This is a genomic window from Flagellimonas sp. CMM7, from assembly GCF_021390195.1.
Lineage (GTDB): Bacteria > Bacteroidota > Bacteroidia > Flavobacteriales > Flavobacteriaceae > Flagellimonas.
The window spans coordinates 4,216,688-4,241,675 of sequence record NZ_CP090003.1; the positions used below are offsets into that span (position 1 = coordinate 4,216,688).

The 24,988-nt window shown below is 36.5% G+C and carries 21 protein-coding genes; 6 read left to right on the forward strand and 15 right to left on the reverse strand.

Features of this window, described 5'->3' with window-relative positions; translation table 11 throughout:
• Nucleotides 1-40 precede the first annotated feature (40 nt).
• Both LV704_RS19135 and LV704_RS19140 read left to right on the forward strand, forming a co-directional pair.
• Nucleotides 41-517, forward strand: coding sequence for a hypothetical protein (locus LV704_RS19135; RefSeq protein WP_163422081.1), 477 nt, complete (start codon nt 41-43; stop codon nt 515-517).
• Nucleotide 518: 1 nt separating this feature from the next.
• Nucleotides 519-3,041 carry a TonB-dependent receptor domain-containing protein gene (locus LV704_RS19140; protein ID WP_163422080.1) on the forward strand — a complete coding sequence of 841 codons (2,523 nt, stop codon included), beginning with the start codon at nt 519-521 and terminating at the stop codon, nt 3,039-3,041.
• 27 nt (nt 3,042-3,068) lie between these two features.
• Here the strand turns inward: LV704_RS19140 and LV704_RS19145 are convergent, their stop codons facing one another.
• From LV704_RS19145 to LV704_RS19160, 4 genes are all read right to left on the reverse strand, one after another.
• Nucleotides 3,069-3,242 carry a hypothetical protein gene (locus LV704_RS19145; protein WP_163422079.1) on the reverse strand — a complete coding sequence of 58 codons (174 nt, stop codon included), beginning with the start codon at nt 3,240-3,242 and terminating at the stop codon, nt 3,069-3,071.
• Between the two features lie 83 nt (nt 3,243-3,325).
• Nucleotides 3,326-3,613, reverse strand: a complete 288-nt coding sequence (locus LV704_RS19150; RefSeq protein WP_163422078.1) for a YciI family protein — start codon at nt 3,611-3,613, stop codon at nt 3,326-3,328.
• Nucleotides 3,614-3,865: 252 nt separating this feature from the next.
• Complete coding sequence (locus tag LV704_RS19155) at nt 3,866-4,663, reverse strand: hypothetical protein (protein WP_163422077.1); 798 nt, start codon at nt 4,661-4,663, stop codon at nt 3,866-3,868.
• Nucleotides 4,664-4,722: 59 nt separating this feature from the next.
• A complete protein-coding gene (locus LV704_RS19160) occupies nt 4,723-5,541 on the reverse strand; it encodes a hypothetical protein (RefSeq protein WP_163422076.1) in 819 nt (272 codons plus the stop codon).
• 358 nt (nt 5,542-5,899) lie between these two features.
• On the opposite strand from LV704_RS19160, the gene fumC reads away from it, so the two are divergent.
• The gene (gene fumC, locus LV704_RS19165) at nt 5,900-7,297 is read left to right on the forward strand and encodes a class II fumarate hydratase (RefSeq protein WP_163422075.1); all 1,398 of its coding nucleotides are present in this window, start codon (nt 5,900-5,902) and stop codon (nt 7,295-7,297) included.
• Nucleotides 7,298-7,372: 75 nt separating this feature from the next.
• Here the strand turns inward: fumC and LV704_RS19170 are convergent, their stop codons facing one another.
• Complete coding sequence (locus LV704_RS19170) at nt 7,373-8,260, reverse strand: hypothetical protein (RefSeq protein ID WP_163422074.1); 888 nt, start codon at nt 8,258-8,260, stop codon at nt 7,373-7,375.
• A gap of 168 nt (nt 8,261-8,428) precedes the next feature.
• On the opposite strand from LV704_RS19170, the gene LV704_RS19175 reads away from it, so the two are divergent.
• Nucleotides 8,429-9,205, forward strand: a complete 777-nt coding sequence (locus LV704_RS19175) for an MBL fold metallo-hydrolase (protein ID WP_163422073.1) — start codon at nt 8,429-8,431, stop codon at nt 9,203-9,205.
• Nucleotides 9,206-9,271: 66 nt separating this feature from the next.
• Nucleotides 9,272-9,952 (forward strand): hypothetical protein, encoded by a 681-nt coding sequence (locus tag LV704_RS19180; protein WP_163422072.1) that lies wholly within the window; start codon nt 9,272-9,274, stop codon nt 9,950-9,952.
• A 7-nt stretch (nt 9,953-9,959) separates the two neighbouring features.
• On the opposite strand, the gene ettA is transcribed toward LV704_RS19180, so the two are convergent.
• From ettA to LV704_RS19195, 3 genes are all read right to left on the reverse strand, one after another.
• The gene (gene ettA / locus LV704_RS19185) at nt 9,960-11,651 is read right to left on the reverse strand and encodes an energy-dependent translational throttle protein EttA (RefSeq protein ID WP_163422071.1); all 1,692 of its coding nucleotides are present in this window, start codon (nt 11,649-11,651) and stop codon (nt 9,960-9,962) included.
• Nucleotides 11,652-11,682: 31 nt separating this feature from the next.
• A complete protein-coding gene (locus tag LV704_RS19190; RefSeq protein ID WP_233782090.1) occupies nt 11,683-11,859 on the reverse strand; it encodes a CAL67264 family membrane protein in 177 nt (58 codons plus the stop codon).
• A 72-nt stretch (nt 11,860-11,931) separates the two neighbouring features.
• Nucleotides 11,932-12,915, reverse strand: a complete 984-nt coding sequence (locus LV704_RS19195) for a Gfo/Idh/MocA family protein (RefSeq protein WP_163422070.1) — start codon at nt 12,913-12,915, stop codon at nt 11,932-11,934.
• Between the two features lie 67 nt (nt 12,916-12,982).
• On the opposite strand from LV704_RS19195, the gene LV704_RS19200 reads away from it, so the two are divergent.
• Nucleotides 12,983-14,611 (forward strand): acyl-CoA carboxylase subunit beta, encoded by a 1,629-nt coding sequence (locus LV704_RS19200; protein WP_163422069.1) that lies wholly within the window; start codon nt 12,983-12,985, stop codon nt 14,609-14,611.
• Here LV704_RS19200 and LV704_RS19205 read toward each other — a convergent pair whose 3' ends face one another.
• The 7 genes from LV704_RS19205 to LV704_RS19235 form a co-directional block, all read right to left on the reverse strand.
• Nucleotides 14,612-16,777, reverse strand: a complete 2,166-nt coding sequence (locus tag LV704_RS19205) for a TonB-dependent receptor plug domain-containing protein (protein ID WP_163422068.1) — start codon at nt 16,775-16,777, stop codon at nt 14,612-14,614.
• A 2-nt stretch (nt 16,778-16,779) separates the two neighbouring features.
• Entirely contained in the window at nt 16,780-18,537 is a 1,758-nt protein-coding gene (locus LV704_RS19210) for a hypothetical protein (RefSeq protein ID WP_163422067.1), read from the reverse strand.
• Between the two features lie 142 nt (nt 18,538-18,679).
• The gene (locus LV704_RS19215; protein WP_163422066.1) at nt 18,680-20,422 is read right to left on the reverse strand and encodes a carboxypeptidase-like regulatory domain-containing protein; all 1,743 of its coding nucleotides are present in this window, start codon (nt 20,420-20,422) and stop codon (nt 18,680-18,682) included.
• An 80-nt stretch (nt 20,423-20,502) separates the two neighbouring features.
• Nucleotides 20,503-21,849 (reverse strand): M24 family metallopeptidase, encoded by a 1,347-nt coding sequence (locus tag LV704_RS19220; protein ID WP_163422065.1) that lies wholly within the window; start codon nt 21,847-21,849, stop codon nt 20,503-20,505.
• A gap of 32 nt (nt 21,850-21,881) precedes the next feature.
• Complete coding sequence (locus tag LV704_RS19225) at nt 21,882-22,976, reverse strand: AMP-binding protein (RefSeq protein ID WP_163422064.1); 1,095 nt, start codon at nt 22,974-22,976, stop codon at nt 21,882-21,884.
• Nucleotides 22,951-23,889: a CPBP family intramembrane glutamic endopeptidase gene (locus tag LV704_RS19230; protein ID WP_163422063.1), complete on the reverse strand. Its 939-nt coding sequence runs from the start codon at nt 23,887-23,889 to the stop codon at nt 22,951-22,953. Before LV704_RS19230 ends, LV704_RS19225 begins: the two co-directional genes overlap by 26 nt.
• On the reverse strand, nt 23,880-24,932 hold the full coding sequence (locus tag LV704_RS19235) for an o-succinylbenzoate synthase (RefSeq protein ID WP_163422062.1): 1,053 nt from the start codon (nt 24,930-24,932) through the stop codon (nt 23,880-23,882). Before LV704_RS19235 ends, LV704_RS19230 begins: the two co-directional genes overlap by 10 nt.
• Nucleotides 24,933-24,988: the final 56 nt, after the last annotated feature.

A 24,988-nucleotide genomic window follows, 5' to 3' on the forward strand; every position in this document is an offset into this window, starting at 1 on the left:
CCTTGATCTAATTTTAAAATCATACATTTTGAATACAATCATGAAAAACACACAGACCATCATTTTATTCACGCTCTTAATAGGACTATTTTCAATGCCAACTTTAGAGGCTCAATATGGAAATAGATATGGAAATAATGGGTATGGCAGAAGACAAAGTACGTTGCCTCAAGCCCAAGAAACACCTAAAAAGGAAGATCCACTTACAGCAGAAGAACTTGTTGATGAGCGTATGCCCTCTATAACGGAGTCCATAGGATTAAACCCATTTGAAGAGGCAGTAGTGAGGACAACTTTGATAAATTCCGTTCGGAAAAGAATGGAGCTAAGAATATTGAATTTGGATCCACCCAAAATGCAAGAAGAATTGCAAAAAATAGTGGCCAACCAGAATGAAGAGTTAAAATCTGGCTTACCAGAGGATAAGTTCGATGCATTCCAAGAGCTTCAAGAGAATAGGTTCAATACCAAAAAGACTAAAAAGAAGAAAAAGAAAAAGAAGAAATCCAAAGAATGATATGAAGAAACTGCTACTGTCCTTTTTACTGCTGAATACAATAACAACAATTGCACAAAGACCACAAGGACAGGGCAACCGACCAGATCCAATAAAAATTACGGGAAAAGTAATAGATGCAGATACGGGTCAACCTCTAGAATATGCTACTTTAATACTCCAACGTACTAAAAGCCCAGAAAGAATAACTGGCGGCATTGCAGATGCCCTTGGTATGTTCGAGGTAGAAACCTTTCCAGGAGTTTACAATATTCGCATAGAATATATTTCTTACACAACATACGAGGTCAAAGCGCAAGCCATAAGAACTAGTACAGATTTGGGCACTATTCAATTATCTATTGATGTAGAACAACTTGAAGATGTAGAAGTTGTGGGCGAACGTACAACAGTTGAATTGCGTTTGGACAAGAAAGTCTATAACGTAGGAAGTGATTTAACGGTAAAAGGTGGTTCGGTAACAGATGTTCTGGACAATGTACCATCCGTGACCGTCGATGTTGAAGGCAATATAAGTTTAAGAGGTAATGAAAGTGTACGCATACTTATAAACGGTAAACCTTCTGCACTTTCTGGACTTAGCCCAGATGCATTACAACAACTACCAGCCGAAGCCATTGAAAAAGTGGAAGTTATCACAAACCCATCCGCTCGGTACGATGCCGAAGGTACCGCAGGAATCTTAAACATTATTCTTAAACAAAGTAAAACTGCTGGATTAAATGGTTCTGTCAACGTCTTTGCCGGAAACCCAGACAATTTTGGTGGGGCATTAAGTCTAAACTTGAGAAGGGAAAACTTTAATATTTTTTCAAATACCACATACCGCTATAGAAATGCTCCCGGAAATGCGCAATTTCTTCAAGAGAATTTTAATGATGATGGCTCTACCGATAGTTTTCAAGATGAGTTTAGAGAATATCAGCGAGAACGAGATGGATTCAATACCAATTTTGGTTTTGAACTTTTCCTTTCTGAAAACAGTAGCATTACCAATTCTTTTGTTTATCGAAAAACAAATGGTGAAAATACGGTTGATGTGGATTTTTTCAATTTTGATGCCCTTAGAAATCCTACTATCCAACGAAACAGATTTACCCTGGAAGATGAAGAAGATGAAAATGTGCAGTATTCCTTGAATTATGAGAAGAAGTTTAAAAAGGATGGACATGTATTGACCATGGATTACCAGTATTCCAAGGGAGCAGATTTTGAAAATTCTATCATTGATGAAGTAATCCTTGGTGAGAATATCGTTTTGCCAACAGAACAGACCATCAATGACGAAAGTCAAATTAACCAATTAGTGCAATTTGATTACGTATTACCTTTTGGTAAGGATAATCAATCACAATTTGAATTGGGATATCGGGGCACTTTCAACAATTTTAATACCGATTTTGATTTTGGCATTCTAAATGCAAACGGCACTTTAAATGTTGACCCAGACTTTAGCAATGAGCTAAACTACCGGGAATATGTTAATGCCGCATACACACAAATAGGAACCAAATTAAAGAAATTCAGCATTCTTGGTGGTTTGCGAATGGAAGCTTCAGATATTGGAATTGAATTGGTGGAAACTGATGAAAACTCAGATAAAGATTATGTGGATTGGTTCCCCTCTTTGTTTTTGGGCTATGAATTTTCAGAAATGGAACAATTGACTATTAGTTACAGTCGTAGACTTAGAAGGCCAAGGTCTAGGTTTATCAATCCATTTCCTTCACGTTCCAGTAATACCAACCTGTTTCAAGGCAACCCAGATTTAAATCCAACGTATACCAATGCATTTGATTTTGGTTATTTAAAAAGATGGGATAAGCTAACCTTTACCACCTCTGCCTACTATAACCGTTCAACAGGGGTGTTTCAATTTATTACACAGGAAACCGGAAATTTTGTGGAAATCGAAAACCCCAATAATCCCCTAGAACCCATTTTAGTGCCCATACAAGTTAGAACCCCAATTAATTTGGCAACTGACACACGTTATGGTGGGGAGTTGACAACCACTTATACCCCAAAGAAAAATTGGCGATTTACGTGGAACCTAAATCTTTTTCAACAACAATTAAGAGGGGATTTCTCGTTCATTGATTTTCAAAATGAAGAAGTAATACAAAATTTTGATGCCGATAACTTTACCTGGTTTACGCGTTTAAGCGCTAAACTGCCACTACCTGGAGCGATCGATTTTCAATCCAATCTTTTTTATAGGGGAAGACGTATTGATGCCCAAAATGTAAATAAAGGAATACTATCCACAAATTTGGCGTTCAGCAAAGATGTTATAAAGGATAAAGCTACACTTTCTTTAAATGTTAGCGACCTATTTAATTCTAGGAAGAGAAGAACGGAAACTAGAACGGAAAATGTTTTTACGGAGAGTGAGTTTCAATTTCGTGAACGACAAATTACATTATCATTTTTATACCGATTTAACCAACCTCAGAACGAAAGAAACGGAAGGGACCGAGGAAATGGAGGGAACGGCGATGATGAAATAGAATTTGACGGATAACAAAAAAGAGGCTAAAAGCCTCTTTTTTTATTCATTTCGCTTGGCCTTTTTAGCCTCGCGTTTTTCTTTGTACATTTCTATCAAGTTGCCGAACAACCAGTAAGGCACTACAAAAGTCAATAAGAAAATCATTAACCAAAAACCGATGGTCAGAATGGTTAAAAAAGCTAAAAAACCTAAATACTGGTCAAAATCAAACATTACTTTTTCCTTTTGTTTAACAAAGATACTTTGAATTGCTATAAAAAAACAAGTCTCTGGTTAAAAAAAGTTTGGTTCCTTTTTTATTCCATTAAAAATTTGAGTTCCTCACAAGTTATACTCGGAACAAATTCTATTATTTCATAATCTGCCAGTTCATTTTTCTTGAAAGGGTCTTTTTCAATAATTTTTTTCAGCTCCAACCCATTTCCAACATTGGACAGTATTATTCCGCCAGTCCTTGGGATTTTCCGACCAGAAGCTAGAAAATTTCCCAATGCGTATTGCTCATTCAGAAATTCAATATGCTCGTTTAAAAATTGATCCACTTTTTCCAGTTCAGTTTTGTAGGTGAGATTTATAATAAACATGTGTGTTTTTTAATTTGTTGATTTTTTTTCAGGATTACCATTAACAAAAGAGCTACAGTCTAAATGGCGGTGGATTTTTCTTTTGTTGAATCGAAGGTACACAAAAACCAAAAGAACAATGGTGGCTGCTTATTCAATATAGGAAGGTTGTCTTTTTTCTATAAAACATGTAAGATTACATGAGTTAGCACTTAATCTAACCAGACCTATTTGTTGGGCTGGTTACTTATAGCCGTTGTTACCTTCTGGCTTTCAATTCAGTTTTTTTAATTCGTTATCAATTTTTATGTTCAACATATTCAATTGACTATCGTATTTATCTGTCTCTTCAGATACTGCTTTTCTGATTAATAAAAATGCTTCAAGCCTAAATTCTGAATATTTTAATAGAGCCTTATTTTGGTCAAGCAAGTCAGATGATAAGCCATCTAAACTATTTAATTCATTAATTAGTTGAATGTTACTTTTCCATTTGGGTATAACCTTATTATCTAATTCAGATAGCAAGGTAGAATTACTTTTAGAATCAATATTGTCGTAAAAAGTCAATGATTCATTTTCGTTTTTTGAGAATTCAGCAATTTTTGTGTCATAAATTTCATAAGCAGGATTGCTTGATTCAATGTAAGCATAACCAAATATTCCTATTCCGATTATTAGTAGTGAAATCAGTCCAATTCCGGCAGCTTTCCATCCAGAAAAGAATGAATTTCCATTTTCTTTATGAGCTTTCAAGGTTTCGCCTTGTTTCCATTCTACAATTCCCCAAATAATACCAGTATAAATGAGCGGGATTATTTGTCTTGGAATTTTATCAGCAATTTTTTCGGGAAGCATGAATATTCCTCCGAAAAGGACAATTGTAGCTAAGATTCCAATTATTAAAGATTTACGTCCCTCATCGGGTTTATCTAAAGCCTTAAAATTTTCACTAATCAAATATCCAGCCGCTAAAGGTCCACCTAAAAATGTTGCTCCGCTTATAGCATTAGAGGAATATAGCTTAATGTCTTTTGTAATATTATCTATTTGGGTTTCTATTTCAGTCATATTTTTCAGCTTGTGGGTAACGGTCTCGTGTATGGTGTCGTAGCTATCCCGAAGGGTAGCTATGCACCATACACATTGTTGTGCACTGTTTTTATATTTAAAATCAAATTCAAAAGTTCTTTTTTAATAATTTTCCAAGGCACATCTAGGTCAATTGTTTTCACAATTATCAAATGATTACCATGTTTATATTCTTCATGTAATTCCTTATCTACAAGTGGATATATTAAAACACCTATACAATTCTCTCCATTTCGTTTATGTCGTTGGTTCACTAAATAACTAAAAAGTTGATATAAGTTTGCTGAGTGAAATGATTCACTTTCAAAATGAGTTACCAAAGTTTTAGAATAATATTTTGCATCTATTATTATTTTTTGATTTTGGCTAGTGTGAATTGAAATGTCAGTAAACATCTTAGGTAAAAAAGATTCATTTGAGTTGTTTATGGGTAGCATATCCCATTTTATAGTTTCTCTCATTACTTCGCAAGAAAACAACTCTTCTGAATAAAAATTAAATAGAAAAGATTCAAATAATCTAGCCATTTTCTTATCATCTCTTGTAAAATCTTTGAAAACAAATTCACCATTTGATTCATCTATAGTAGATTCTTCAAAAATGTATTTGCAAATTTTAATCAATAAATCATAGTGCTGATAATTAGCAAGCGTATAGGGACTACTTAGTTTATTGTCAAAATCTATAAGATACTCCTTTAAGTATAGATTGGGAGTTTTACCGTATTCTTTTTTGAATTCTTGAATTAATGGTTTAACAGTTGTACTATAATTTGAATGAGAAAAAGTTCCATTTTCAAGACCTTCGCTTATTAGTTGATTGAGTTTAATAATTTCAATAATTGCTTTTTTACTCATTTTTAGTTTTTAATTGTGTACAACTCATAAATAAGTAGGTAGTATACAAAATGCCCGTACGGGCAAAAGATATATCCATTCCAATCCTAATTGTTTTTGACATACCAATAGCACAAAATTAGTTTAGGCCATTGGGTCCATAAAAACTAGATTCGTAAGTAATTTTGGGGAGAACAGTGAAATTATCATTTTTAACACAAAACCCATTACAGAAAAACCTTAGTTTTTCTGGGGGTTTTGTTCTATGCCGTTTTTTTTACAGTTTAGTTAAAGAAGCACCAACTGCTAGGGATACACCAAAAATCCTTTGGGGTATAAAACGCCTAAGGCTTACCTTTGTAGTGATAAAACTTAGAAAATGAGCTTTAGAATAGAGAAAGATACCATGGGCGAGGTACAAGTACCTTCAGATAAATATTGGGGCGCACAGACCGAGCGATCCCGTAACAATTTTAAAATTGGCGCTCCCGCTTCCATGCCTTTAGATGTGGTTTACGGTTTTGCCTACTTAAAAAAGGCCGCGGCATACACCAATCACGAGCTTGGGGTGCTTGCCGTGGAAAAACGAGATTTGATTGCACAGGTCTGCGATGAAATTTTGGAAGGGAAGCACGATGACCAGTTTCCATTGGTGATATGGCAAACCGGTTCCGGTACGCAGAGCAATATGAACGTAAATGAGGTCGTTGCCAATCGTGCACATGAGATTGCCGGTAAGAAAATAGGTGAGGGTGAAAAGACCATTCAACCCAATGATGATGTTAATAAAAGCCAATCTTCCAATGATACCTTCCCAACGGGAATGCACATTGCTGCATATAAAAAGATAGTAGAAGTTACTATACCTGGTGTTGAACAACTACGAAATACACTGTATAAAAAGTCGCAAGAGTTTAAAGATGTGGTTAAGATTGGACGTACCCATTTAATGGATGCCACTCCGCTAACCTTGGGCCAAGAATTCTCAGGCTATGTATCGCAATTGGACCATGGATTAAAAGCTTTAAAAAACACCTTGGAACACCTTAGCGAATTGGCTTTGGGTGGAACGGCTGTTGGAACAGGTTTAAACACACCCAAGGGGTATGATGTGCTGGTGGCAAAATACATTGCCGAGTTTACCAACCAACCTTTTATAACTGCTCATAACAAATTTGAAGCCCTTGCCGCTCATGATGCTATAGTTGAAAGTCATGGTGCGCTAAAACAATTGGCGGTTTCACTGAACAAAATTGCCAATGATATCCGTATGATGGCCTCTGGACCTCGTTCAGGAATCGGAGAAATCATAATCCCTGCCAATGAACCGGGCAGTTCCATTATGCCCGGTAAAGTAAATCCAACACAGTGTGAGGCCATGACCATGGTCTGTGCCCAAGTTATAGGGAATGATGTTGCTATTGCAGTTGGTGGTACCCAAGGGCATTATGAGCTTAATGTTTTTAAACCGATGATGGCTTCCAATATTTTACAATCTGCCCAACTTATAGGCGATGCCTGTGTTAGCTTTGATGTGAATTGTGCCAGTGGTATTGAACCTAATCATGAAGTGATTAAAACACTTTTAAACAATTCCTTGATGTTAGTTACTGCCTTAAACACCAAAATTGGATATTACAAAGCTGCCGAGATTGCCAATACAGCACACAAAAATGGAACAACATTACGCGAAGAAGCGGTAAACCTAGGTTACGTTACTCCAGAAGAATATGATGAATGGGTAAAACCAGAAGATATGGTTGGTAGTTTGAAATAGAAACCTCCCAAAATGAATAAAAAAAGCCCGATTCATAACGAACCGGGCTTTTTTATAAAATACGGATAGTGTGTATTATTTTAATGCGAACTTAGAAGTTCCCAATAATTTTAGACCGTTGTCATATACATTTACCATGTAGTTTCCTTTTTGGAAATCTGAAGCAGGCTTGTTGATGTAATCACAAACATCTAAAGAACTGTTTTCGTAGTAGAAGTTAGTTCCTTTGCTGTAAGTAATAGAAGCACCTTCTTCGCTAGACTTAGAAAAGCTATCTCCCAATACGTTACCTTGTGGGTCAAGAACTTCAATAAAGAATTCTCTATCTCCAGCCTCAGCAATTACGTTATCGGCAATTGTAAAACATACTTTGAATTTGTCAGTAGATTTAGCTCTTGAAGTAGAAACCAATTTTCCACTGTTTCTCTCTCTTACTGCATCAACAGTAAAAGTAGAAAGGCTTAATGCAGAACCTCTTTCAACAGCATCTGCCAATTGAGTGTTTTGTACAACCAAAGAATCGTTAAATACAGTTTGCTTTTCAAGTTCAACAAAAGTGCTGTCTCTTTGCATAGCCAATAATGTGTTTGAGCTAGTTAAAGAATCAACTTGCTTTAACAACGATTCTCTCTCCTTTTTAAGAACACTAACTTGTCTTCTGTATCTAGAAAGTGAAGCAATATCAGCTTTCATACCTTGGACAGAATCAATGTATTTTGCAATATTATCTCTAGCAGCAACCAATTCTTCATTAGTAGCGTTACTTTCTAAAATGGCTTTGTCATATTCTGACTTCAAGCTATTCAAATCTTCAACAACCAACTCCTTTTCTTGAGTAAGTGCGGTAGTGGTCTTTTTCTTATCTTGGTAAAGGCTTACTGTATAAATGATAGTTCCTAAAAGAACCACACCTAGTAAACCAGCTATTACCTTTAATCCGTTGTTACTTTTTGTTTCAGTCATAACTTTTAAATTAATTGATCTTGCGTTTAAAGTGTATTAAATCAATTGTGTTCTGTTTATATACGCTAGAGTTTTTATTTTGGATTATTAAGGATTAAATAATGTTAAAAAAATAACCATCAGTATATTGAAAGTATTAATTTTAAAGGGCTAACAAACTTATCCGTTATGAAAAAAAAATATTTTTTAATTGCTTTTAATCTCCTCTTAGTGCTTGGATGCAAGGAAATTAAGGCTCAAAAAGACCAAGTTACCCCTAAAGAAGATGCAATTAGTACCTTAAAAATCATTCCAATAGAACATGCCACTGCCGTTTTAGAATGGAAAGGGATTACCATATATATTGATCCAGTAGGTGGAAAAAAGGTTTTTGAGAATCAAAAACAACCCGATTTAATATTAATCACGGACATTCATGGTGATCATTTTAGTTTGGAAACACTACAAGAACTGAACACTTCAAAAGCTAAGATTATGGTTCCACAAGCAGTTGCGGATAAGATACCTGAAGAATTTACTCCTCAAATTGATGTTTTAAATAATGGAGATTCCAAAGAACGTTACGGAATAACGGTCGAAGCTATCCCCATGTACAATCTAAGAACAGAAGCTTTAAAGTTTCACACCAAAGGACGAGGAAATGGATATGTACTGAATGTGGGTGGGCAACGTATCTATTTTTCCGGAGATACAGAGGATATTCCCGAAATGAGAGCATTGCAAAATATTGATAAAGCCTTTATCTGCATGAATCTCCCATATACCATGACAGTGGCTAGTGCTGCCGATGCTGTTCTCGAATTTAAGCCGAAAGAAGTATACCCATATCATTATAGAGGACGCCCAAATGTGAGCGATGTAATAAAGTTCAAGGAAATTGTAACCAAAGGAGATTCTGCCATAAAGGTGGTACAATTGGATTGGTATCCCAATGATGATTTTTAATATAATGAAATATTGATGGATTATTGTCGTTTATGATAGTGAATCAACCCAAATCAATACTAAACCATGGCTCCCAAATCCTATGTTTTGTTTGCATTTGCATTTATTTTTGCTGTAAACACTAGTTTTTCCAATCAATGTGACAATTTTTATGCAAAAGTCACCTATGGCCTTAGCCATTCCAAAAAAGCCTTGACTGCGACCAATTTTGAGCATCAGATGTATTATGCTGAAAGAGCTATGATCGCTCTGGAAAAATCAAAATCTTTCATGGAGGAATGCAGTTGTGCCAAATCTGAGGACAAAACCTTAGACGCCATTGAAAGTTTAAACAAAGCCACATCACCAGTGGACTGGGATGCTGGACGTTATTTCTCTAAAAAATCCATTGCCATCATCAATGAGTTAATCACTATTCTCGACGAATGTACTTTAGGCATAACCGCTGTAGTTGAGGACAGTGCAGATAGTTCTCTTGAACATGAGGCATATTCAGATGCGAAAGAAAGTGAGCAAACTTCCATGGAAATGGAAATGATAACCGTTTTTGATAAGCACGCTAAAGATAAGTTGACATCAACGGAAAAGGCAATTCAGCAAATGATTTTGCTATCAAAATCCTTTGACCATGATTCATCGGAAAATCAAAATGACCCTAATAGTTTAGCATTCCATCAAAAAGCTTACTTACAAAACGCTAAGAAGCTGCTTGAAGAAGGGTTAAAAGCATTTGAAAAAGAAAACTAAATTCTATTTAACGAATAAGTTTTTTGTACTTAATACGCTTGGGCATGATATCTGTTCCCAAGCGTTTCTTTTTGTTTTCTTCATAATCTGAGAAAGAACCTTCAAAGAAGTATACTTGAGAATCACCTTCAAATGCTAAAATATGAGTACATATTCTATCTAGAAACCACCTATCGTGAGAGATAATAACAGCACAACCAGCAAAATTTTCCAATCCTTCTTCTAAAGCTCGTAACGTATTAACATCCAAATCGTTGGTAGGCTCATCCAACAGCAATACATTTCCTTCTTCCTTTAGAGTCATAGCTAAATGCAGTCTATTCCGTTCACCCCCAGAAAGCATGTTTACTTTTTTGTTCTGCTCACTTCCCGAAAAATTAAAGCGACTTAAGTATGCCCTTGAGTTTACCTGCTTCCCTCCCATCATAACTAATTCCTGGCCATCGCTAAAGTTCTCCCAAATTGTCTTATTTGGATCTATATTGGAATGGCTTTGATCTACATATGCCAGTTTGGCCGTGTCACCTACAACAAATTCGCCCTTATCAGGAGTTTCCTCTCCCATTATCATTCTAAATATGGTGGTTTTACCAGCACCATTGGGCCCAATAATTCCAACAATACCAGCCTGCGGAAGATTAAAGCTTAAATCTTCATAAAGTAATTTATCCCCATAGGCTTTACTTACCCCTTTGGATTCAATTACGTTCGTACCCAACCTTGGTCCATTTGGAATATAGATTTCCAATTTTTCTTCTAACTGCTTTTGATCCTGGCTTAAAAGCTTGTCATAATTCTTTAAACGTGCTTTCTGTTTGGTTTGTCTTCCTTTGGCTCCTTGTCTAACCCATTCTAGCTCACGTTCCAAAGTTTTCTGACGTTTTGAGGCTTGTTTACTTTCTTGAGCAAGTCGTTTGGACTTTTGATCCAACCAGCTTGAGTAATTCCCTTTCCAAGGAATACCTTCTCCCCTATCCAGTTCCAAAATCCATCCCGCTACATTGTCCAGAAAATAACGGTCGTGCGTTACCGCAATTACGGTGCCTTTATATTGTGCCAAATGATGCTCTAACCAATGTACAGATTCCGCATCCAAATGGTTGGTAGGTTCATCCAAAAGCAAGACATCTGGTTCTTTCAACAATAACCTACAAAGTGCCACCCTTCTCTTTTCACCTCCGGACAACACTCCAATCTTCTTGTCAGAATCTGGTGTACGTAGCGCATCCATGGCTATTTCAAGCTTAGTATCCAATTCCCATGCATTGGATGCATCAATCTTATCTTGAAGTATTGCTTGCTTATCCATCAACTTCTGCATTTTATCTGCATCCTCATATACTTCGGGCAAACCGAACATATCGTTGATTTTATTGTACTCATCAAGAATAGCGACTGTTTCTCCAACGCCTTCCTTAACCACTTCCAATACGGTTTTTTCATCATCCAGTTGCGGCTCTTGCTCTAAATAACCAACAGAGTAGCCAGGAGAGAAAACCACATCGCCTTGATAATTTTTGTCTATCCCCGCTATAATCTTTAGCAGCGTAGATTTACCAGAACCGTTGAGACCCAAAATCCCAATTTTGGCTCCATAAAAAAAACTTAAATAAATATTCTTTAATACTGGGGTGTTAGCTGTTTTAAACGTCTTTGTAACACCGGACATTGAAAAAATGACCTTTTTATCGTCTGACATCAAGTAATTTTTAAGTTAAGAAAAAGGGAAGCTATACTCTACCTTTAAGTGCATTAAAAACCCATGCAATTGCAAAGAAACCAACACCTACGGCAGCAAACCCATAGCCAGCAACTTCATCGTATTTAAAAGCGCCCAATGCTATCATTCCCATACCCACAAAAATCATTATCCATGTAGCCCAAGCGAGCACTGTATTTTTATTCATTCCCATATAGTTAGTTCAGTAGAAAATCAAATATCGTAAAAATTGATATAACCATAGTGGCTTAAACGTAGTTTATGTTTCAAATGGAAATTTCACTCCAGCTTTTTCACGTACTGTATCCAATAATTCAGCTAAATCCAAACTATTCTGATGTGTCCATAAGTCGCTCTGTAGTTTTTTGGCATTAAGGCATTTATGTACTTCTTCTATCTCATAAATAAATCCATTTCCTTGTCTTGGAATGTCAACTTTTTGGAGTTCTTCATTCTTCACCAAGGTATATCCATCAGCTTCATGCCATCTGGGGCTTAAGAACAGTTCTCCCTCACTGCCAGAAATTTCAGCTTTCATTTCTGATTTACTTGTTAAACCACTATACAATACTGCCTGTGCATTTTCATATTGAAAAATCATTGATGTCTGCAATTCGGTACCATTTGAATGAAAATTGGAAGAAGCAAAAATTTTCTGAGGTTTTCCTAAAATTAGATACGCTAAAAAAATGGGGTAAATTCCAATATCCAATATTGAACCTGAGGCTAAATTGGGATTTAACAACCTTGAATCCACGGCCCTATCCAAAGCATAAAAAGCAAAATCTGCATGTAAATAGGATACCTTTCCTATAGCACCTTCATCAACTAAACCTTTTACTTTTTTTATAGATGGGTTAAACCTAGACCACAATCCTTCCATTAGAAAAACCTTGTTTTGCTTTGCAACTTCAATAAGTTCTACAACTTCAGGTTTGTTGATGCCCAGTGGTTTCTCGCAAAGCACATGTTTGCCAGACTGCATGGCTCTAATTGCTAAATCTTTATGAAAGTTATGTGGTGTGGCAATATAAACAATGTCTGTCGTGTCAGATTCAAAGAGTTCTTCATAGCTACCAAATACATTTTCAATGGCATATTCATCAGCAAATTTTTGTGCCTTGTCTAAAGTTCTAGAGGCTACCGCAGAAATTTCAGCATCTTCAACAAGTTGCAAGCTCGAAGCAAATTTTTCGGCAATGTTTCCAGGGCCAATAATTCCCCATTTAATTTTACTTTTCATATGTAATCAAAAGTAATGATTATAACTCCTTATCTTTAACCAACAAGATGAAATTGGGTTAAAAATTATGGATATCAACTTCAATAAAAACGAAGATCACAATAAATTAAAACTCTCAGAGCTTAGAAAAAGGTTGACAGAAGTCAAGTTAGGCGGAGGTAAAAAACGTATAGAAAAACATCATGCCAAAGGCAAGATGACTGCTCGTGAGCGAATTGACTACCTTTTGGATAAAGATACCGATGCTATTGAAATTGGTGCTTTTGCAGGAGATGGCATGTATGAAGAACATGGTGGTTGTCCATCTGCAGGGGTAGTTGTAAAAATTGGATACATTCAAGGTAAGCAATGTATTGTTGTGGCCAATGATGCCACAGTTAAGGCTGGTGCTTGGTTTCCCATAACCGGAAAGAAAAATTTACGAGCCCAAGAGATTTCCATTGAAAACAAACTACCTATAATCTACTTAGTGGATAGTGCGGGTGTCTACCTCCCCATGCAGGATGAAATCTTTCCTGACAAAGAACATTTTGGTAGAATTTTTAGAAACAATGCCATAATGAGCAGTATGGGAATAACACAGATTTCTGCTGTAATGGGAAGTTGTGTTGCTGGTGGTGCGTACTTGCCCATTATGAGTGATGAAGCGCTTATTGTGGATAAGACAGGTAGTATCTTTTTAGCAGGTAGCTACTTGGTTAAAGCGGCTATTGGCGAAAGTATTGATAACGAAACCCTAGGTGGCGCCACTACCCATTCAGAGATTAGTGGGGTAATTGATTATAAAACCAAGGATGATAAGGATGCTTTAGATAAAATAAAAAATATCATTGGTAAGATTGGAGATTTTGATAAGGCCGGTTTCAACAGAATTGAAGCAAAAAGCCCTATTGAAAATCCAAAGGACATTTATGGCATTCTACCAGCATCAAGAGGGGATCAGTATGATATGTTGGAAATTATAAAAAGGCTTGTGGATAACTCTGAATTTGAACAATACAAAGAAGGTTTTGGAAAGACCATTCTAACGGGTTATGCTCGTATTAATGGCTGGGCAGTCGGTATTGTAGCCAATCAAAGAAAAGTGGTCAAAACCAAAAAGGGAGAAATGCAGTTTGGTGGGGTTATCTATTCAGATTCTGCAGATAAGGCCACTAGGTTTATTGCAAACTGCAATCAAAAGAAAATCCCCTTGGTTTTTTTACAGGATGTTACCGGTTTTATGGTAGGTAGCAAAAGTGAACATGGTGGTATTATAAAAGACGGTGCTAAAATGGTAAACGCTGTGAGCAATTCGGTGGTTCCTAAATTCACCATAGTTATTGGAAATAGTTATGGAGCAGGGAATTATGCCATGTGCGGAAAGGCCTATGACCCAAGATTAATTGTAGCCTGGCCTAGTGCAGAGCTTGCTGTTATGAGTGGAAATTCCGCTGCTAAGGTTCTATTACAAATTGAAAAAGCGTCGTTGGAGAAAAATGGAGAGACCCTAGATGCTGAAAAAGAGAAAGCGTTGTTCGATAAAATTAAGCAACGTTATGATAATCAGATTTCACCATACTATGCTGCTTCTCGCATCTGGACGGATGCCATTATAGATCCATTGGAAACAAGAAAATGGATTTCTATGGGTATTGAAGCAGCTAACCATTCACCCATTGAAAAGCCATTTAATATGGGCGTTTTACAAGTATAGCTATTGTACGGTGAATTTGGCCAATTGTTGTTCATCATCCGTATCCTGAAGACGAACTAGGTGTTCCTCACTAGTCTGGTTGGGCTTTCCAAAATTGTATTGTACAGTACATTTTAGAAAAGTTGGCGCTTTATTGCCACTGGTTCTATTGCCAAGGTAGGTAACGTTCAATATCCAATCTCCCTTTGTGTCTGCGCCTACAATTTCAAACTGTTCATTGGCAAAACCGTGCTGCAACTCATCCAAAATTCTCTTTTTGTCACTTGTATCTGTATGCTCCCAATTAAAAAAGCGTTTTTGGGGATTCACAAATTGAACTACAAATTCCGCATCAGGGTTGTTCCAATCTAGCATCAATCTCGCATTATAGGTGAGATTGTTCAAGTACTTCTGATTCACTTTTTTGATATCAAGGTTCTTTCGCTCCTTATTGATCAAATTTCTTATTTCTGTTCCAACTACCTTTTCCAAACTACCAAAGTTTAGTTTGGCATTAGCCTTTCCATTAGCAATGTTATTGAACATATCTAAGGCACTCTGGTAATTTCCTGAATTTTTATTGGCCATGGCCACATCAAAATAAGGCTGAATTTTATTTGGAAATGTCTCCAACATCTTATTTGCTGCCAATAGTGCCATTTTATGGTTCCGGCTTTCTTCGGATTTCAAGAACATTCCTCTTAGTTCTTCATAACTGGTATCTTTTTTTTCTAGGACATTGGATAAAATTCGTTCTGCAACTTCTCGGTTTGAAGCATAGAAGAATCCGTAAACATCCAGTAAATATTCCGAAGTATTCCAATACTTGTTTCTTTGGTCAAGATAGATATCGTAAGCTTCTTGAAGATTTTTTCCTTTTTTCAACTCTTTTAAATATGGCGTAACCAAAGTCTTACTGTTTACTTTAATCTTGCCGTCATATACGTTATTCGTTAAACGAGCTAAGTCCTTTTTTTGCTTTCTTGGACCATCAAACGTGGCGGTTTTTGTAGTAATCAGAAGAACCCCGTTGGCTCCTTCACTACCATATCTGTTTGTGGCGGAAAGTCCCTTTAATACCGTAATACTTGCTATGTTCTGAGGGTCAATAAAACTGGTATCCGCAATCTCTCCAGTGGCCGAATTTGATCTTTCCATAGGAACGCCATCAACAACGATCAAGCCATAGTTATTTCCAAGAATAGAATTGCTAGGACGCATTTTTACTTCACTTAAATCTTCATTCTGTCCTAAACTAACACCAGAAAATTTTCCTTGCACAGCATTATTGACCGTAGTGGAAACCGGAGCAATTTCCTCATCTGATATGGATTGCACTGCATAGCCTATTTTGTCTTTATTTTCTTTACCATATGCCGTGGTAATTTCCTCTTCTTGCACTGGTACTTTCTCAGTTACAATAACTTCATCCAATTGTATTCCACTTTCTTCAAATGAAAAATTAAGTGCAAAATTATTATCTAATGGATGCTCGGTCACTTTGTTTCCGTACGACACCACTAAAGTATCGCCTACTGCTCCTTTTATTTTAAAATTACCTTGGATATCAGATGAAACCTGTTCTGCAGGAAAACTTTTAATATAAATTTTAGCGGAAGCCAAGCCTTGGGTTCCATTGTATATTTTTCCTGAATATTCTTTTTGATTTTGCTTAGAAGTCTTTGCGTTTGATTTATCCAACAGGTCTACCAAGTTTCCATTATTAACAATGGACAAAAGGTTTAAACTAGCCCTATCAAAATCTTGATTGCTATTTATGATGTACAATTCTCCCTCAAAACTTGGTGAAGAGCTACTTGTATTCTGCTTTCCATCTGTAAACAAAAGAACCTCTCCCTTATCTGCATAAGCACCCAACTCCTCATAAGAAGTAGCTCCGTCATACTTAATGGTATTTAGATTTTCTTTTATCCCAGACCAATTACCCGAGGCAACTGTAAAGTCATTTTTGGAAATAACCTGATTGCTAAATGTAAGTAGGGTCACATCAGCATTTTGAATTGTTTTAAAATAGGCATCCAAAAAGTAATATTCCTTGTCAATATCTCTGTTTTTCATGGATAGAGATACATCCCAACATATTGTAACATTTTTATTTTCTTGAGTAAAACCAACTACACAAATACCAAAGGCCAGTAGGAAGAATTGTAATTTTAGTTGCTTCATTTTCAATTTAAGGATATTGATGCTCCTTTATTTATACGGAATAGCGCTTGGTTTACATTTTTTGTTCCCAGTTTAAATACCTTCACTTCTTTTCGTTGTAGTTTTGAACCATAATTATGATACACTATAGCTTTTAAATAGGTTGGCGTTAAGCTTTTATTTCCCAAATACTTTACGTTGACCTTCCAGTTTCCCGATAAAGAATTATCTATCAAATATTCCGCACAAGAATACCCAAAATCTTTTTCTTGACCAATGGTTTTGGCATTTTCTTGAAGGCTATGTTTCCATGTATAATATTGATTATCTGGATTTACAAATTGAAGTTCAAACTCAGCCTCGCTATCATTCCACTCCAGCATCAAACGGGTATTGTCAAAATCTTCATCATCCATTTCCATTTTCATATTGGTAGGACTCTTGATCATATCTGTCTTTTCCAATGTAAGAAGATTATTGAATTCGCGGTTGATAATTCTTGAAAAACTACTGGTATCTGTTTCCATTAAACCTTCATCCAATAAATGAAAATAGCGCGCATAAAGCACTGCTGCTCTTTTTGCGTTGTTAAGATTCCTGTTGCTTTTTGCAAGATCTAAATATGATTGTCTATACTGAGGGCGCAGAATAAATGCATTTCTAAAGGCTTCATGAGCCAAGTCATATCTCTTTTGTGATTCATATATATAAGCCAGTGCTTTTAAAAGCACTGCATTGTCTTGGAACAAGACATACCCATTTTTGATTATCGTATCAGCATAGTCTTTTTGGTTCCACTTCTCATAAAAATATTGATAGGAATCCAATACAAAATATGGAGAACTGGAATATTTTTTTGAATGCTCCTCAAATGAGGCTTTTGCCGCTTCAAAAGTACTGGAGCCTTGCAGTTCTTTTAAATAAGTAGGCGCATTATTCATTACTTTTTCCTTCGTAAGCGCAGTGCCATCATATGTATTGTTGCGAAGCCTCATTCTATCAAGATATAGGCCGTTTTTATCCTTCGGAATCGTTGTGCCTGTTTTGGTGTTAATCACCACCACTCCTCCTTTGGCCAAATTTCCGTATCGTACGGTTCCAACGGCGGATGGTATAATAGCAATACGATCAATATTCTGAACATCAATAAAATCTGGAAAATCTGTAAACACCTGACCATCTATATCGAAAACCGCAGGCCAACCACTTCGTAAGAAAACTGCTCTAGCACCTCCAACCGTATTTCCTCCACCAAAACCCATTCCCGTAGATACTCTTACACCCGCAAATCTTCCTCTAAGCACATTCTCAAAATTATATTCCCCAGGTAAAAAGTCTTCAGCGTCCATCATTCTCAGGGAATAAGAGGTCTTTTCCTTGTTTAAATACCCAAAGGCTGTTTTGATGATATTTGGATTGTGATGATAATCCATTTCTAATTCTTTTTGACTGTTACGTCTATTTCTTGTGACCGTTACATTTTCTAATTTCTCCACTCTGGGAAACATCACTACATTCAAAGTTTTTGTTACATCTTCTACACGTATCTGTAATGATTCCATTCCTTCGGCATTGTAAAATAACATGTCGCCGGTACTGGCTACAATCTTATAGCTACCATCCGCATTAGAATTGGATGCAACACCTTGGTTCACTACTTGAATTTGAACATTTGGCATAGGACTTCCACCATTTGTAACCTTCCCGCTTATTAAACGTTCTGTTGCAAAACCAGAGAAAATCATAAAAAAGGACGCGATAAAAGTGAAGTGTTTTTTCATAGCTTTAAGTTTAGTTATCATATCAATTAACTGATATAGTGACAATTACTTCCTTAAATTACTAAAAGAAAAATATAAAGACGATTTTAGTTTCCTAAATATTCCTTAATTCTAGAAATAAGTAATTGTTCCTTTTTCTATTTTAATTCAAAGAAATGGACAACCCGTTATTGATTTGAAACAGCGCTTGATTAACATTTTTGGTTTCTAATTTAAAGACTTTTGTTTCCTTGCGTTGCTCAGTAGAGCCAAAATTGTAGTAGACTGTGGCTTTTAAAAAGGTGGGAGTTAGACTCTTGTTCCCCAAATACTTCACATTTACATTCCATTTTCCTTTTTCAGGTTCATAGATTAAATATTCTTGGCATGAAAAGCCCTGGCCTTTTTCATCCTGTATCCTTTCAGGATTGTCCAACATGGTATGGTTCCACGTAAAATATTGTCTCTCTGGATTTACAAATTGTAGTTCGAATTCGGCTTCACCATTGTTCCATTCAAAAACCAAACGTGTACCTTTAAATTCTTCTTCCGTTTTTAAAAATGTTTTGCTACTTAAAATTGTACTATGGTGTACAAGGAGGTTGTTAAACTCTTTTTTTAGTATTGGTGAGAACGACTCAGAGCTCTTGAAAAATGATTTGTCAACTAAATAATTATATCGAGCATAAAGCCTGGCTGCGTTATCCATATCATTTAAATCGCGATAGTTATTGGCTAAATCCATATAAGACTGCGCATAATGCGGTCTTAGAATGAACACTTTTTTATAAATTTCAGCGGCCCATTTAAAATCACCAATTTCATCCAGTTTATATGCAAATGCTTTAAGTATGGTTGGGTCTGTTGCAAATTCTTCTGCAATTTTTTCCACTATTTCCTTTCGGATGTCCTTGTCATCAAATTCATTTTTAAAAAATGAAAAAGCATCCAGATAAAAGTAAGGTGAATTGGAAAGTTGTTTTTCCTGTTCTTCAAATATGTTCTTTGCCTCTTCTTTGTTACTGGCCAATAATAATTCATTGAGATATTTTGATTTGGATAGTTGCCCATTCTTGACTGTACTCCCCTCTTTAAAAAAATTATCCCGTAGCCTTGCTTGATCATAGGGTTTGTCTGTTCCAGGCTCTCGCCTGCCAAAATTTGCAACCTTTGTATTTATAACAACCAACCCACCTGCTGCAATACTTCCATATCTTGTAAGGCCAATAGGCGTATTTATTACTGCAATACGTTCCATGCTTTCCAACGGAATGTAGATTGGAGCATCCGCTGTAACTAAACCATCAACTTCAAAAGCAGCCGGTCTTCCATTTTCCATTGAATTAAATTTTCTTGGCAAAAAAACCTTAGGTCGGGTTGGATCAGACCTATCTACTTTTATGCCTGGCACTCTATTTTCAAGTGCAGTAACAAAATCAATTGCAGCAGGATTTAAGTCGTCCGTATCAATAATTCTTAATGAAAACCCTATTCGTTCTTTATCCAGTATGCCAAATCCCGTCTTAATCAGGTTTTTGTTTTCGTTATATTCATTAAGCAGGTCTTTTTGGCTCTTACGCTTTCTTTTTGTTACGGTTACACCCTCCAGTTCTTCCACCTTATCATACAATACAATATTTAAAAACTCCGTAACATCTTCAATGATAATTTCTACAGGTAGCTTTCCCACATAACTATATACCAAGGTTTGCCCTTCGTTCGCAAATATGCTGTATTTACCCAGCTTATCTGTTTTTATTCCCACGTCCGTTCCTTTTACCAGGATATTTACATTTTGCAAAGGTCCAAATCCATCTGTAACAATTCCACGGATTTTTTTAATCTCTTCTTGTGAAAAAATAATTGAGGTGAGCGATAAAAAAAATAGGAATACTATTTTACGCATAGCAGCGAGATTTAATTCAACTTTAAAAGTTAAGGAATAAACCCTATATACTAACAATGATGCCGAGAAAACATAAGAATTTAATGTCCTAAATGTAGTTTTACTCTTGGAATAAGTAACAACTCCGTTTGCCTTCCATTTACATACCTAAAGCCATCTTCCCCATAAAATCCCGCTTCTTCCAGCATAATGCGGATATCCCTTTTCCATTCTGGAATATTGACCGTAGCATTTAATTCAATAGCATACACGGTATTTGGATTTAACGGATAGTTCTCTCCATCATCCTTCATTACCCCTCCTTGAGAGTCCCACATGCCTATGGTAGTGCCGGCAGAGTGCCCATAGGTTCCCAAAGGGTGCGTATAGATTGCTGGTCGTAAACCAACATCTTTGGCATCTTGCAGCGCTTTGGCCAGGATTTCATTTCCAGTCCTTCCTTTTATCATATTTGTTGTCAAGAAATCTTGAACGCGGTTGCCATCTTTTAGAGCGTTCACCAAGAATGCTGGTGCTTCTTTTTCGTTGGGTTTTAAAACATAGGCCAGTTCTTGGCAATCAGTGTTCAGCCTTAAATAGGTGATTCCAAAATCACAATGCAACAAATCACCTGGCTGAATAATTAAATCATCCGGTCTACCAGAAAATGAATACAGATGGCCCACAAGTTCTTCACTGGTGCGTTGCACATCTACTGTGGGGTGAAACCATGTCTCCAACCCCAGATCCGTAACTTTTTGACGCATCCACCACTCTACTTCTGTTGTTGTGGTCACTCCTGCTGTTATTATTCTTTCTGAAAAAGCTTCAGCAATAATATCATGGGTAATATCTACCAATTGGTCATATAGCACCATTTCTTGCTGTGTTCTGGTTTCAATCCATCTTACCGCCAACTGTTCTGCAGAAACTACTTTGGATTGGTACTTTTTTGGAAGGTTGGCCATGAATTCATCATAATCCGTTTTATCCAGTCCATCCGCAATGTTATGATCTTTAGAAAAATTGAGCCCAATCTTTTTAGGATTCCGTTCGTCAATCAGTTGCATGAGTCTTTTCCATTGGTTGGGTTCTTTTTCCTTGTCCCAAGCTGGCACTATACTTTTTCCAACATTGTATCTAGCTACTGCCAATTTATCTATGGTCCCCTTTGCAGTATCCCTGTAAAACAAAAGAATTGTTCTCCTTCTTGCATTTAACCAGGTTGCGGGAAGCATTGTTTTTATAACCGGATCCTCATTGTATTCTCTAGAAATCACTACCCACATATCAATTTCCGTATCGTCCATTAATTTGGAAAGCAAGGTGTTAAAACGCTCTTCTAAAATTTCATCCACTACTCTAGCTCGCTCAGATTCTGGAAGAATTTGTTGTGAATGAGTAAAAACAGAAAATAGAACAAGGAAGGAAAGGGTAATTTTTTTCATGAAAGTTAATTTATCGTCTGAATTTACAAAACTTAACCAATCTGAAGTAAAGTTTTTTTACGATCTATCTTTCCGCTTTCCGTTTCGATAAAGGATGTTACTAGATGAATTTCCTTTGGAATCTCATATTTATCAAGCTCCTTCAACGTTTTTATTTTTTGAAGCAGTTCCGTTTTTGATACCTGTTCATCTTCAACAAGTAAAACCAATTTTTGCCCCAGGATTTCATCTGGTATTCCAATGACAAAAAAACGAGAATATATTATCGAACCTAGTTTTGCCTCAATCTGTTCTGGAACCAGCTTTACACCACCAGAATTAATAATTGAATCATACCTTCCAAGCCATTTAAACTGGTTATCCCCGTTTAATTCAACAATATCATTGGTAGCAACATCTTCATCAGAAATATGTGGTGCCGAAATAACTAAGCAATCTCTGTGATCGGTTGAAACTGTTATCTCTGGTAATGTTGTAAAATAAGTCTCGACTGCGCTCGACTTGACACTATTTTTGTGGATTCTCTTTACAGCAATATGGGTAATAGTCTCTGTCATTCCATAGGTTTCAAAAACTCGACTAGAAACCTTTTCCAATTTCTTTTTTAAACTTTTGGTGATTGGAGCGCCCCCAATGATCAGTGTTCCCATTTGTGCAAGTTGTTTCAGAGAATTTTCTACCTGTAGAGGTACCATTGCAGCAAAATCATACGTTTTTTTACTATTTGCCAATGGAGTTGATGAAGTTGTTACATAGTCCAGTGCCAATCCTAAAACCATAGCTCTGACCAACATCATTTTGCCTGCAATTCCAGAGCATGAAAGACATAACAGCGCTGTATTTCCTGCATAAAGATTAAAATGCTTACCAGTAGCAATAGCCGAATTGACCATATGTTCCTTTTTCAGTGTGATTTTTTTAGGTTTTCCTGTAGATCCTGAAGTAAAAACTTCTACCGTAGGTTTATCGTTGACCCAATCCAACAAAAAGTTTCCGATGGATTTTTCATACGGCTCGCCTTCCTTCACCAAACTGTATGCTATCTCAGATAGCTCATCAAACTCATAATGAACCCCGTTTAACCTAAATGCGGGCTGTATGTTATGCCAAGAGGGATTCACTGTCATTCTTTGCCACAAATTCTTCCTTGGTTAAAACAGTTCCAAACAATTTATCCTTCCAATTGGTCCACTTGTATTTTTTTGCAAAAAAGAACAGTAAAATGGGGAAAAACACAAATACTGGAATCAAGGCATCCCAACCTAAAATAGGTTCAGAAATATCTCGGTATATAGAATCTGTCTGGAAAGCCGTCCAATCTGCTGTAACCAAAAGCGCTGTGATCAAATTGTTGGCGGCATGAAAACCAAGTGCCAATTCCAGTCCTTCATCCATTAAGGTCAATATGCCCAGAAAAAAACCGGTTCCGATGTAATAAACCATAATACCATATCCCAATTTTTCTACTTCGGGATTTGCTATGTGCATCAACCCAAAAAGAACAGAGGTCACTACAAGTGGTACCCAGCGGTTTTTTACCAAAAGACCCAATCCCTGCATCATATGTCCTCTAAACAGGTATTCTTCAAAACTGGTCTGCAAAGGAATCAGAAGAATGGCAATAATGGCCAAGGGTATAAACTTGGACATATTAAAATTGAGCACATAACTATCTGGAGAAAAGTATATATCTATCAAGGTCAGCAAAATTGTTAACCCTCCCCACAATCCGAAGGCAAAAAAGATTCGTTTCCAATCTATTTTTTTTCTTGACGTGGTCAATGATGTTATAGACTGTTGGTGAACCAAGAAGGTCCATCCGAGCACAACAATAAGGCCAACAGCCAAAGGAAGTAAAAGGAAAATCAAAACTAAATTAGAGCCAAATTGTTCTATCATTTGTTGCAAGGCATCCTCCACACTGACGGGAGAGGTTACCGTTGCAACATAATTGAGTCCCATAAAGCCAATAAAGCATACGGGTATGATAAAGTATTTCCATAACCCAATATTGCCTTTATACCCTTGTTCTATATACATAAATGTTCTATTAAATTAGTCTTCCAATGTTTATTGTTTCTGTAGATTAGTTTGCCATTGGCAACCTCCAATGGGCTATCCAAATTATTGATAAACAAACTACCTGTACCCAAACCTTGCGGCATGTGAGTTTTTAAAGAATATGTCCATTGTGCAATGGCATTGAGCCCTATATTGCTTTCCAATGCACTGGTTACCCACCATCCAATACCAAATTTTTTGGCCAAATCTATCCATTCGTTACAACCAGCATAGCCGCCAACCAAACTAGGTTTTAAAATAATGTATTGTGGCTGAATGGTTTGTAGCAATCTTTCTTTTTCTGTTACAGTAAAGATGCCAATTAATTCCTCATCTAGAGCTATGGGCAAAGGAGTCTCTTTACAAAGTGCTGCCATTGCCTGCCAGTTGTTAGGTCTAATGGGCTGTTCAATAGAGTGAATATGGTATTCTGACAGTTGTTTTAGCTTGTCCAATGCATTCTCTTTGGAAAAAGCACCATTGGCATCAACACGAAGTTCAATCTCTTCTGGAGTGAAAATTTTTCTGATGGATTTTAAAATGGAACGTTCTTTTTGAAAATCTATGGCTCCAATCTTCATTTTAATGCAACCAAAGCCGTCATGTAACTTTTGTTCTAATTGAGAGAGCATAAAGGATTCGTCTCCCATCCAGATTAAACCGTTGATGGCGATCGGGGATTCGTTTTTGGTGAATTCTGAAGGGAACAGCTCAAAAGCATTATCTGAATTGAAGGATAAAAAGGCTTGCTCCAAACCAAATTGGATGGATGGGAATTCTATGAGTCTTTCCAACAATCTCTCTTTACCCAAGTGAATGTTATCGCAAACCCAGGAAAGTTTGGATTCATAACCCGGAACATCATCGATGCTCAATCCTCTTAAAATACCGCATTCGCCAATTCCATACCGTTCACCATCTTTCAAAACAAGAAACCATGTTTCTTTTTCTGTCATTACACCACGGGAGGTTCCGCTGGGGGTCTTAAATTTAAGAATGTACTTTTTATAGGTAGCTTTCATCCAGTGGTTTCAAATTTAGTTTTTTTTTGAATCTAAAGGATAGAAGATGATAAGCT